The organism is Streptomyces sp. NPDC048604, assembly GCF_043199435.1.
Taxonomy (GTDB): domain Bacteria; phylum Actinomycetota; class Actinomycetes; order Streptomycetales; family Streptomycetaceae; genus Streptomyces.
Window position 1 is genome coordinate 1 of sequence record NZ_JBICVX010000034.1, and the last position, 10125, is coordinate 10125.

Genomic DNA, 10125 nt, shown 5'->3' on the forward strand with positions numbered 1-10125 from the left:
CGAACCTGTGGAGGTCAAGGACACGCCTGCGGAGGCGATGGGGAACGAATTCCCGCCGGTGACCGGGCCCGCGGGACCCGGCCCGACGCCCGAGGCGCGCCCGCGCTCGGCCCGCGAGGCCAAGCCCGTCCGCCGGATCGCCCTGTCCGGCCCGTCCGAGCTCCTGGACGCCCCCGAGCCCTCCCGTGCCGCCGCCGTCCCCCTGATCGCCCAGGGGCGCCTCCATGGCACCCTCCTCGTCGCACGGGCGTCGGCCCCGTTCACCGGCCACGAGCGTGCCACGCTGCGCACCACGGCCCGCATGGCAGCGCTCCACCTGGGCCACGCGCGCCGCCTCGGCTCCATCGAGGAGACGGCCCTGCACCTGCAGCGGGCTCTGGTCGCCGAGCCCGGCCGTCCCCACCCGAACCTGGAGGTCGCCGGCCGCTACCTCCCGGTCGGCAAGCGCACTCTGGTCGGCGGGGACTGGTTCGAGACCGTACGGCTCCATTTCGGCCGCAGCCTGCTCGTCGTCGGCGATGTGATGGGCCACGGCCTCGACGCCGCCGTTGACATGAACGCGTACCGTTCGGCCCTCCGGGAGGTCGCCTCCACGGACCTCCCGCCGCACCGCGTCCTGCGCCAGCTCGACGCCGTCGTCGCCGAGGACCCGGGCCGCCGCCCGGCGACCTGCCTGCTCATCCAGGTCGACCCCGCGCGGCGCCGCCGGATTCGCCAGCGCCGGACACCTGCCGCCTGTCGTCTTCACCGCAGACGGCTCCGCCGAGATCGTCGACGTACCCGTCGGGCCGCCGCTCGGCACCGGCGTCGGCGGTTACGAACTCGGCACCCGCGAACTCTCCGCCCACGAGACCCTCCTGCTCTTCACCGACGGTCTCGTCGAGCGCCGGGGCGAGGACATCGACCACTCCCTGGAGCGACTGGCCGCCCTGCACATGCCGCCCGGCGCGGGCTTGGAGACCGTCGTCGACGAGGTACTGGCCCGGCTCGACGCCCGCCACGCGGAGGACGACGTCGCCGTTCTCGCGGCCCGCATACGGGACCGAAGCCCGGTCTCCGTCGTCTGAGCCGGATCACGTACGGCCGGTACGGCGGCCGTCGTCGGCCTCAACGGGCCGCGCTCACCGGCGGCATTCGCTGCGCCGGGCACCCGAAACCTCCTGATTCGCGCGCCCATACGCCCCGCAATGCGTACTGGCGCGGTAACGACGCGAATTGCTCGCTCATCACGCTTGTGCGAGCCACCCGAAGGGCGGCACGATCCGGGTATGAACACTGCCCGGCACGCCAGTGAACGGCTGATGAGCTGGCCGTCACTGATCGCCGACCGTGCCCACTGCGGTGCGGAGCTCGGACTGCGCACCACGACGCAGGAAATCGTCCACTTCCACGGCGAGCACGAAGCCGACGTCCACCTCACCCGAGCCATGATCGCCAAACTCCGCCCGGCACTCCTCGGGTCCACCGCGGTACGACTCCGCGCGGGCTCGGGCTGGGTGACGGTCCGTCTGGACATGCAGTCCGACATCGACCTGCTCGCCACCCTGGTCAGCGCCGCGCTCCAGGCCTCCACCGCGACCCTGCCCGGCGGCCCGGACAGCGCGGCGACGGACGTCTGCACCCGCGAGTCGCGCCGCGTCGTGGCGCCGCGCGCGGTCGGCCGACCCTGAACGACCCGAACCCTTCACTGCGTTTCATCCGTCAGGCCTGCACCCGGAACGCACACTGCCGGAGCACCCGTTCGGCGGTACGGCGGAGACGTCCGCGCCGCTTGCGGGTACTCGACGGTGCATGCCCCCTTCCTCCGGCCCCGAGCCCGCGCACGGCCACTGGTTCCACCGGCTCCACGAGCGGGTGATCGCCTCGGCCGTCGGACTGGTCTGGGCCCGCGGCCGGGAGATGGAGCTGATGCACCGGGCGATGGGTTTCGCGGCGCTCAGCCTGCTGACCCTCGTTCCGCTGCTCATCGTGGTCGCCGCCGCAGACCTGGCCAGTGGCCGGGGCTTCGCCCGCTGGCTGGTGGCGGGGCTCGGGGTCACCGAGGTCTCCCAGGAGGAGGTGGAGCGGCTCTTCGGGAAGCCCGGGCAGGCGCTGCAGCGGACCACCGCCTTCGGCCTCGCCGCGCTCGCGGCGTTCGGCGTCACCTTCGGCTCCGCGGTGCAGACCGGGTACGAACGGGTCTGGGACCTGCCCACGGCCCGCTGGCACACCATGTGGCGGCACGTCGTGTGGCTCGCCGTCCTCGTCGGCGCGCTGCTTCTCTTCGTGAGCCCGCCCCAGCCCGACGAGTCGTCCACCCAGCTGACGCTCCTGGTGGCTCTGGGCGACGTCGTCGGCGCCTTCCTCTTCTTCTGGTGGTCGCAGCGGTTCCTGCTCTGCGGCCGCATCCGCTGGCGGGCGCTGCTCCCCGGGGCGGTGCTCACTTCGCTGGGGCTGCTGGGGCTGCGGGTGTTCTCGCAGTTCGTCTTCTCGCCGCTCATCGCCTCGAACGCGGTGACGTACGGGCAGTTCGGCACGGTGCTGGTGCTCCAGTCCTGGCTGGTCGGCGTGGGTTTCGTCGTCTACGGTGCCGCACTGGTGGGACGGCTGTTCCACGAGCGCCGGGTGATGCGACGACTGATCCGGGAGCCGCTCGACAAGGAGTGACGCCGGCGGTGGGCGGACGGCTCACCCGATCCGGTGATCCGGGCCGGGGCGAGCGGATCGGTGCGGGACGGTCGGGAGGATGGGCCGGGAGACCCGTCGAAAGAAGGCTGACCTCATGGCGAAGACCTGGCTGCCACCCGTCGAGTACGTCGCGACGCTGCCGAAGGCGACGGCGTACGCCTGCCTGTACTTCACCGACACCATGAACCGGCCGTTCCAACTGCGCTCGGTGTACGGCTCGGAGGCCTGGCAGTGGCCGGGCGGGAACATGGACCCCGGCGAGACGCCCTGGCAGACGGCGGTACGGGAGTGCCGGGAGGAGACCGGGATCGAGTTCCCGGGCGAGCCGCGGCTGCTCGGCGCGCACTTCCTCGAGCCGTGCGGCGAGGACTGGCCCGTCAACCACATCGGTTTCATCTTCGACGGCGGGACGCTCACGGACGAGCAGATCGCGGGGGTCGTCCTCGATCCGGAGGAGCACGCGGAGTACCGGGTGCACACTCTCGCGGAGTGGGAGCGGGTGATGACCCCGCGGAACTTCCAGCGGCTCGCGCACATCGAGCGGGCGCGGCGAGAGGGCGCTGCGGTGTACCTGGAGACGGCGGCGTTCGCCTAGGGGTGGCAGCGTTCGCCTGGGGGCAGCGGCCGCCGGCGCGACGACCGCGCCGTGAGCGGGCCCGGCGGTGGGGTGGGGCCGGGCCCGCGGTTCTCGGCCCGTCCGGTCCTTCGGCTCAGACGGGGCAGCCGGCCGTGTGCCTGACGTCGAGGACGAAGCGCTCCGGGGAGTGCAGGGTGAACGTCTTGTACACGGGTTTCGTGGTGAAGGCGGTGCCGAAGGTGACGACGCCCTCGAAGTCCCCGGTGAGCGCGAGGCCCTTCAGGGCGGGCAGCCAGATCTTCACGAGCCGGGGCCCCTTGTAGACGGACTGACCGGCGTCGTTGTGGGCGGCGGCGGGGGAGAGCTTGATCTCCAGGAAGTACTTCCCGGCGAGCGGAACCTTGTTCCCGGAGCCGTCGTACCGCAGTTCCTTCACCGGCTTCACCGTGACGGGCGGCATCTTGCCCTTCACGTCGATGACGAGCCGGTCGAAGGAGCCGTGCCCGCCCCACCGGGCGTTGACCACGAGCGCGGTCGACGGGGCGGAGGCGGTGGAGGACTGCGGCGCGGAGGCGGAGGCCGGGATCGTGGCGCCGATCCCGGCGGTGAGCAGCATGCCCGCGGCGGCGGCCGCGAGACCCTTGCGATGGAACATGACGCCCCCGATTCATTGGTGCGGTGGGGACTGTGGTGTCACAGAGGAAGACAACACCGGGAATGGCGTGGTTCCACCCGATATAAGAAAAACATCGGAAAATTCGGAAAGGTGGGGAAATGTTCGACTTCGGGATCGAGGGGTACCGGCCCGACTGGCTCGTCGGTGGTCGGGCGGTCGAGGCGGCGCACGGGCGCCGGTTGGCAGGGCTTGCCGGGCGGCGGTTGTCACGCTTGTGGGTGGTGTGGGACCTCGGTGACGACGAATGGTTCGCCGACTGTCCCGTCCTGCTCGACTTCGACGGCGAACAGGTCGAGCTGAACCACAAGAAGTTCGACGAGCTGTCCGTCACCTGGAACCAGTGCGACCCGCACCGCCCCGTCGTCTGGCCCGACTTCGATCTGTGCTGGCGGGACGACGCGCTCCCGGAGCAGGGCGCCCTGGTCGGCCGGACGCTGGAGCGCGTCGAATTCGTGCGGTGGGTCGGGCCCGACGGGACGGCCGGTGAGGGCGTCGACGTCGCGTTCGTGTTCACGGACGGCCACCGGCTCACCGTCCTCAACGCGCTGGACGAGAACGGTCTCGCGCTCGGTCCGCCGGATCCCCGCACCCGGGTGAAGGTGCTCCGCTGACCACCCGGCCGTACGGCAGGGAAAACAAAGTGTTCACATCTAATTGTTGACATCACCTTGTGTGTGCGGGCATGCTGGAGTCATGACAGCGACTCCCGATCCGGCCTCCGCCGCCGACCCCTTCACGCCCGCCGACCCCGAGCAGGCCCGCGCCCAGCGGGTCCACGCCTCGCTCTTCCGCATCGCCGAACGGCACGCCGCCACCGATGGACAGCGCCGGCGGCAGACGAACCCGTATGTGCTGGCCCCGCACGAGGCCGTGCGCCTGGTGTCGTTCCTGCTCAGCGGGGCCGCGCTGCGCGAGGAGGGCGAACCGGAGGTCGACCGGGCGGACATCACCGCCGCGCTCAGCCTCGTCCCGCTCGTCCGAGGCGAGCTGGACGAGCTCGAGGCCGGCCTCCTCCAGATGGCCCGCGGGCGCGGCATGACCTGGCCGGAGGTTGCCTTCGGCCTCGGACTCGGCACGCCCCAGGCGGCCCGGCAGCGGTACGAACGCCTCGTCAGCCGGACGGCCACGCCTGAAGAGGCCGCGCCCGACGAGGCCGCGCCGGAGGCCTGAGCCCCCGCCCGGCCCCGGGCCCGTCCTACGCCTCCAACTCCGCCGTACGGTCGCGCAGCCAGATCAGTACCCGGGTCACCCGCCGGTCCTGCTCCGGCGGACGCGGGCTCAGCAGGACGTACCGCGTGCCGTCGGGGCGGAAGCCGTACGGCGCGGCGAGCTGACCGCGCTCCAGGTCGTCGCGGACCAGCGCGTACGGGCCGATCGCCACGCCCACACCGGCCGCCGCGGCCCCCAGCGTCAGGTAGAAGTGCTCGAAGGTCTGCCCGACCGGGTCCCCGGCCTCGTCCGGACCCGCGACCCCGTCGGCGGCGGCGCGCCGCCAGTCCTCCCACGCCCCCGGCCGCGTCCGGGTGTGGAGCCGCGGCAGACGGCCGACCGCGGCGGCGAGATCGGGCCGGCACACCGGCCCGATCCGCTCCGTGAACAGCGGCGTACGGCTCACCCCCGCCGGGCACGGGAAGTCGTCCCGCCGGATCGCCAGATCCACCCCGCCCCGGTCGAACGCGACCGGACCTCCGCCCGCCGCCAGATGCACCGTCACCTCCGGCACGCTCGCCGTCAGATCCGGCAGCCGGGGGATCAGCCAGCGCATCAGCAACGTCGGCTCGCACGACAGCGTCAACGGCCCGTCCGCGTCACGTCCCGACGCCTGGCGGGCCGCCGCGTCGATCCGGTCGAGCGCGTCCCGCACCACTGCGGCCAGCTGCCGCGCCTGAGGCGTCGGCCGCAACGTACGCGCGCCGCGCTCGAACAGGGACACCCCGAGAGCCCGCTCCAGGTTCTGGATCTGCCGGCTCACGGCGCCGTGCGTCACATGGAGCTCCCGCGCGGCCGCGGTCATGCTGGCGTGCCGCACCGTGGCCTCGAAGGGCAGCAGCGTGTTCGGCGGGGGCAGGTCAGGCCAAAGGTTCACCTGTGCATTCTCCTCACAGGCCGTGTGAGAACGAATCGTTTGTCCCGGCACTTTCCCCTGGCCGAGACTCGAACCCGTCACCGCACCCACCACTCCTGGAGGCACCGGCATGGCCGCCCTCGCCATCCTCGCCGACGACCTCACCAGCGCCGGAGACGGCGCCGCCCCCTTCCGCCGCGCGGGCCACGCCGCCCGCATCCTCCTCACCCCGACGACGCCACCCGCATCAGCAGTCAACGCCCCGGCGACACCGCCGGCCCCCGGCGTCACCGCCGTCGACCTCGGCACCCGTCTCCTCGACGAGACCGCCGCCGCCGACCTCACCCGTCGCGCCGCCCGCGCCTTCGCCGGCGCCGAACTGCTCCTCAAGACGGTGGACTCCACCCTCCGCGGCCATGTCGCCGCCGAGATCCGGGCCGCATGGGAGGGCTCGGGCCGCAGGTCCGTCGTCGTCGCGCCCGCGTTTCCCGCCGAAGGGCGGACGACCCGGCACGCCGTCCAGTACGTCCGCGGCGTACCCGTCCACGAGAGCGAGTTCGCCCACGACCCCGTCCACCCCGTCACCCGCTCCGACCTCATCGCCGTCCTGCCCGCCGCCGTGCCCGTCGAGCCCGGCGACGCGGCCGCCCGCCTGCCCGGACTGCTCGACCGGGGCGGCCTGTTCGTCTGCTCGGCGGAAACCGACGCCGACCTCGACCGGATCGTCGCCGCCGTCCTCCGCCCCGACGAAGTGCTGTGGGTCGGCTCCCCGGGCTTCGCCGGTGCCCTCGCGCGCCACCACGCCCGCCCCGAAGGCTCGCCGGCGGCGGTCCCCGTGGCCCACCGCCCGCTGGTCGTCGTCGGCAGCGCCAACCCCGCCACCCGCCGTCAACTGGCGCGGCTCCGCAAGGAAGCCCACGCCGACGGCGTCACCGCCGCCCCCGACCCGGCCGCCACCGCCGCCGCGCTGCGCCGCCTCACCGCCCCCGTCCTCACCCTCGCGACCCCGGACGACCGCATCCCGCCCGCGACGGCCCGCACCCTCGCCTCCGCCATGGCCCACGTCGTACGCACCCTCGTCGCGGACGGCACCGTCGACGCGCTCGTCCTCACCGGCGGCGAGACGGCCGCGACCGTCCTCCACGCGCTCGACGCCACCGGCCTCGACCTCGTCGACGAACCCGAGCCCGGAGTCGCCCGCGGCACCCTGATCGGCGGCCCCGCCGCCCTGCCCGTCCTCGTCAAGGCCGGCGGCTTCGGTGACGACGACACGCTCGTACGGCTCTGCCGCCTCGCGCTGGCGTCCGGGGAGGGCTCATGAAGCCGATCGCGCTCACCATGGGCGACCCGTGCGGCATCGGCCCCGAGATCGTGCTGAAGGCCTGCGCCGACCCGGCCCGCACCCCCGCCCCGGTCCTCGTCGTCGGCGACCCCGGCGTCCTCGCCCGCGCCGAGCGCGTCGTCCGCACCGGGCTCACCCTCAGGCCGGTCGCGGCGCCGGAAGAGGCGTCGTCCGCACCCGGCGTCCTGGACGTCCTGCCGGTGGGCGAGGAACTCCCGGCCGACCTGCCCTGGGGCGTCCTCGACGCCCGCGCCGGAGCCGCCTCGTACGCGTACGTGCGCCACGCCGCCGAACTCGCGCTCGACGGCGCCGTACGCGCCATGGCGACCGCGCCCGTCAACAAGGAGGCCCTGCGCCTCGCCGGGATCCCGCACCCCGGGCACACCGAGATCCTCGCCGAGCTCGCCGGCACCTCCGACTTCGCCATGATGATGGCGAACGACGAGCTGCGCGTTGTCCTCGTGACGGTCCACCAGTCCCTCCGCAGCGCGATCGACGCGCTCACCCCGGCCCGTGAGCTCGACGTCATCCGCCTCACCGGCCGGACCCTGCGCCGCGGCGGCCTGGCCGCACCGCGCATCGCCGTCGCGGGGCTCAACCCGCACGCCGGCGAGAACGGGCTCTTCGGCCGCGAGGACCTCGACGTCATCGCCCCCGCCGTCGCCGCCGCCCGCGCCGAGGGCATCCATGTGGAGGGCCCGCTGCCCGCCGACACCGTGTTCATGCGGGCCCGCGCCGGGGAGTTCGACGCGGTGGTGGCGCAGTACCACGACCAGGGGCTGATCCCGGTCAAGTACCTCGGGCTTCAGCACGGCGTGAACATCACCGTCGGCCTGCCGTTCGTCCGCACCAGCGTCGACCACGGCACGGCCTTCGACCTGGCCGGAACCGGCGCCGCCGACCACACCCCCCTGCTCACGGCGTTGCGCCACGCGGACGCCCTGGCAGCCGACAACTCCTGAAAGGCATGGCGGCACCCCACCATGGACTTCATCTTCATGCTCACCCGCGCCGACCGGACGGTCACCGACTGCCTCGACGTCCTCGACGAGGTCGCCGACCTCGGACTCACCCACATCGGCTTCAAGGACGTCGGAGCCGACCAGGACACTCTCGGCCGCCTCCACGACCGGATCCGCGCCCTCGGCGCGACGAGCTGCCTGGAGGTCGTCAGCACCGACCGTGCCCAAGCCCTCGCCTCCGTACGGACCGCCGTCGACCTGGGCGTCGACCAACTCCTCGGCGGCACCTGGATCGAGGACACGCTGCCGCTCCTGGCCGGCAGTGGCATCGACTACCTGCCGTTCGCCGGGGACCCCGTCGGACACCCCACCCGGCTGCACGGCGGCCCCGACCGGATCGCCGCCGACTGCCGACGCGCCGAGGCGGCGGGCTGCGCGGGCGTCGACCTGCTCGCCTATCGCGCCGCCGACGCCGACCCGCTGGACCTGGTCCGCGCCGCCCGCGCCGCCACCACGGGCCGGCTGGTCGTCGCCGGGTCGATCACGAGCGTGGCCCGCGTCGAAGCCCTCGCGGCCGCCGGCGTGGACGCCTTCACCATCGGCTCGGCCGCCTTCGACGGCAGCCTCCGCCCCGCCGCCGGTACCCTGCGCGCCCAGCTGGCGCCCGTCGTGGAGGCGGTGACCGCGGACCGTCGGATCAGCGGCTGACGCAGCGGAAGCCGAGGTGGCAGGCGGCCGTCGTCTCCGGCTCCGCGGCGCGGGCGGCGGGGCGGAAGTGGTGGCAGGAGCGCGGGGCGCACAGGTGCGAGCCGCCCTTGACCACCCGCTCGCCGTCCAGGACCCGCTCGTCCTCGGGCCCCGCCGCGTCCGGGACACGGCAGGGGTGCACGGCGCGGGCCGTGAGCTCCGCGGCCGCGGGGTCGGCCGTCCACTCCCAGACGTTGCCGACCATGTCGTGCAGGCCCAGACCGTTGCGGTCGTACGCGCCGACGGGGGAGGTGACGGGCGGGGTGGCGCGCCGCCAGGGGAAGTCGCCGTGCCAGGTGTTGGCCATCCGGCGGCCGTGCGGGGCGAGCTCGTCGCCCCAGGGGTACGCGACGCCCGCAAGGCCGCCGCGGGCCGCGAACTCCCACTCCGCCTCGGTGGGCAGCTGCTTCCCCGCCCAGGACGCGTACGCGGTGGCGTCCGCGTAGGTGACGTGGGTGACCGGATGGTCGGCGCGGTCCTCCAGGGTGGACGCGGGGCCGAGCGGGTGACGCCAGTCGGCGCCCGGGACGTACGCCCACCACTGGTTGCGGTCCTCCAGCGGCACCGGGCCCTCGGTCTGCCGGAAGACGTACGAGCCGGGGACCCGGGACGGGACGGGCGGCACGGACGGCCGCTCGGCCGCGGTGACATGCCCGGTCGCCAGCACGAAGGCCGCGTACTCGGCGTTCGTGACGGGCCGGATGTCCATGAAGAAGCCTGCGACGGAGACCGGCCGAACGGGCCGTTCCTCGGGGTGGAACGTCTCGCTGCCCATGGCGAAGGTCCCCCCGGGGACCCACACCATGCCCTCGGGCACCGCCCGCACCCCGTGAATTTCCAGGCCCTCAGTCATGCCGGAGAGCTTAGCGACAGAACAGGCAATACGGTCATATCGCCCCGACTGTGATCTACGCGTCGCAGTGCCGACGCCCCCGGCTGGACGCACGGGCGATGAGCTGCGTGGGCATCGTGATGCTGTCGGGGTTGTCGTGCCCGATGCCTTCGATGGCGTCGATGAGGAGTTGGACGACGGCGGTGCCGATGCGTCGGGGTTTGAGGGAGAGGGTGGTGATGGGGGGTTCGGTGGTG

Annotated in this window: 12 protein-coding genes and 1 pseudogene; 9 read left to right on the forward strand and 4 right to left on the reverse strand. The window is 73.5% G+C overall.

The genetic code is table 11. The features are described 5' to 3' along the window. Positions 1 to 37: 37 nt before the first annotated feature. The 4 genes and pseudogenes from ACGFMM_RS35570 to ACGFMM_RS35585 all read left to right on the forward strand — a co-directional run bounded on the left by ACGFMM_RS35570 (position 38) and on the right by ACGFMM_RS35585 (position 3262). A pseudogene (locus ACGFMM_RS35570) lies at positions 38 to 1067 on the forward strand (PP2C family protein-serine/threonine phosphatase). Positions 1068 to 1268: 201 nt separating this feature from the next. After that, positions 1269 to 1670 (forward strand): luciferase family protein, encoded by a 402-nt coding sequence (locus tag ACGFMM_RS35575; protein ID WP_393650633.1) that lies wholly within the window; start codon positions 1269 to 1271, stop codon positions 1668 to 1670. A gap of 121 nt (positions 1671 to 1791) precedes the next feature. After that, positions 1792 to 2646, forward strand: coding sequence for a YhjD/YihY/BrkB family envelope integrity protein (locus ACGFMM_RS35580; protein WP_393650634.1), 855 nt, complete (start codon positions 1792 to 1794; stop codon positions 2644 to 2646). Positions 2647 to 2761: 115 nt separating this feature from the next. Next, the gene (locus tag ACGFMM_RS35585; RefSeq protein ID WP_393650635.1) at positions 2762 to 3262 is read left to right on the forward strand and encodes an NUDIX domain-containing protein; all 501 of its coding nucleotides are present in this window, start codon (positions 2762 to 2764) and stop codon (positions 3260 to 3262) included. 115 nt (positions 3263 to 3377) lie between these two features. Here the strand turns inward: ACGFMM_RS35585 and ACGFMM_RS35590 are convergent, their stop codons facing one another. Next, a complete protein-coding gene (locus ACGFMM_RS35590) occupies positions 3378 to 3899 on the reverse strand; it encodes a hypothetical protein (RefSeq protein ID WP_393650636.1) in 522 nt (173 codons plus the stop codon). A 119-nt stretch (positions 3900 to 4018) separates the two neighbouring features. Between ACGFMM_RS35590 and ACGFMM_RS35595 the strand changes: the two genes are divergently transcribed. Beyond that, complete coding sequence (locus ACGFMM_RS35595) at positions 4019 to 4531, forward strand: hypothetical protein (RefSeq protein WP_393650637.1); 513 nt, start codon at positions 4019 to 4021, stop codon at positions 4529 to 4531. Positions 4532 to 4613: 82 nt separating this feature from the next. After that, a complete protein-coding gene (locus ACGFMM_RS35600) occupies positions 4614 to 5090 on the forward strand; it encodes a DNA-binding protein (RefSeq protein ID WP_393650638.1) in 477 nt (158 codons plus the stop codon). A 25-nt stretch (positions 5091 to 5115) separates the two neighbouring features. Here the strand turns inward: ACGFMM_RS35600 and ACGFMM_RS35605 are convergent, their stop codons facing one another. Then, positions 5116 to 6006, reverse strand: coding sequence for a LysR family transcriptional regulator (locus ACGFMM_RS35605; protein WP_393650639.1), 891 nt, complete (start codon positions 6004 to 6006; stop codon positions 5116 to 5118). Positions 6007 to 6115: 109 nt separating this feature from the next. On the opposite strand from ACGFMM_RS35605, the gene ACGFMM_RS35610 reads away from it, so the two are divergent. Genes ACGFMM_RS35610 through ACGFMM_RS35620 form a run of 3 tightly spaced genes read left to right on the forward strand, consistent with a single transcriptional unit; the run spans position 6116 to position 8997 of the window. Beyond that, on the forward strand, positions 6116 to 7306 hold the full coding sequence (locus tag ACGFMM_RS35610; protein WP_393650640.1) for a four-carbon acid sugar kinase family protein: 1191 nt from the start codon (positions 6116 to 6118) through the stop codon (positions 7304 to 7306). After that, complete coding sequence (gene pdxA / locus ACGFMM_RS35615) at positions 7303 to 8289, forward strand: 4-hydroxythreonine-4-phosphate dehydrogenase PdxA (RefSeq protein WP_393650641.1); 987 nt, start codon at positions 7303 to 7305, stop codon at positions 8287 to 8289. The genes ACGFMM_RS35610 and pdxA overlap by 4 nt, the downstream gene beginning before the upstream one ends. Positions 8290 to 8310: 21 nt before the next feature. Beyond that, positions 8311 to 8997, forward strand: a complete 687-nt coding sequence (locus ACGFMM_RS35620; protein ID WP_393650642.1) for a HisA/HisF-related TIM barrel protein — start codon at positions 8311 to 8313, stop codon at positions 8995 to 8997. On the opposite strand, the gene ACGFMM_RS35625 is transcribed toward ACGFMM_RS35620, so the two are convergent. Beyond that, positions 8987 to 9889 carry a formylglycine-generating enzyme family protein gene (locus ACGFMM_RS35625; protein WP_393650643.1) on the reverse strand — a complete coding sequence of 301 codons (903 nt, stop codon included), beginning with the start codon at positions 9887 to 9889 and terminating at the stop codon, positions 8987 to 8989. The genes ACGFMM_RS35620 and ACGFMM_RS35625 overlap by 11 nt on opposite strands. A gap of 55 nt (positions 9890 to 9944) precedes the next feature. Then, the coding region (locus ACGFMM_RS35630) for a substrate-binding domain-containing protein (protein ID WP_393650644.1) at positions 9945 to 10125 on the reverse strand (181 nt) is incomplete at its 5' end.